Origin of the sequence: Micromonospora sp. CPCC 206171, from assembly GCF_036906755.1 — a bacterium.
Taxonomy (GTDB): Bacteria; Actinomycetota; Actinomycetes; order Mycobacteriales; family Micromonosporaceae; genus Micromonospora; species Micromonospora purpureochromogenes.
This window is the reverse complement of the sequence record NZ_JBAKHT010000072.1, coordinates 1-718: the sequence shown is the minus strand read 5'-3', so window position 1 is coordinate 718 and position 718 is coordinate 1. Positions and strand designations below refer to the sequence as shown.

Annotated in this window: 1 pseudogene; it reads left to right on the top strand. The window is 67.1% G+C overall.

Annotated elements, in window-relative coordinates:
- Nucleotides 1–397 precede the first annotated feature (397 nt).
- Nucleotides 398–718: pseudogene (locus tag V6U89_RS30125) on the top strand (hypothetical protein); the annotation flags it as partial.

Here is a 718-nt window from a genome sequence, read left to right as displayed (position 1 = left end):
TCCACCGTCACCAACAACGACCCCACCAACTGCGCCGGCACCGTCAAGGACTGCTTCAACTGAGCCGACGCACGACCAGGGAGTCCCTTCCCGCCTCGGCGGGAAGGGACTCCCCACCCCTACCGGGACGCATCACCCCCGAGGGCCCGGCGTCCGTCACGCGCTTTCGCCCTCCGCGACGTCCTTCGCCACCGCTGACACCTCTGCTGCACCGCCGTCCGCCCTGCTGTCGGCTGCGCCGCCCACATACCTAATGTGGGCTTTTTTCGTATAAGCCCACGAGGTGAAGAAGGTTCTCATACGTTGTTGTTCAGCAGCTACAACCGATTTGTAGCGAAGGCCGCCTCGCCGTCGCGAAGCGACCTTGTCGGGTACAAGGAGAGGGCAGAGAGCTCTGATGTCCAACTACCTTCGCAATAACGATGACGCCACCCGTGAGACGGCCTCCCCGTTCCGTCGTCGTCGGCTCTGGCTCGCCACCGGCGTCATGGGCCTGACGGGAGCGGTCAGCCTCGCGGGTGTGGCCTACGCGACCACCGGGGTCACCGGCTCCCACCGGCTCGCCGATGTGAAGTGGTCGACCGCCCAGCAGCTCACCAAGGACGACGCCCGGGGCGAGGACCGGGACCGGGACCGGGACCGGGACCGGGACAAGGACCGGGACAAGGACCGGGATCGTGACGAGCACGGGCGGGTGCGGGAGGTGCCGTGTGACGAC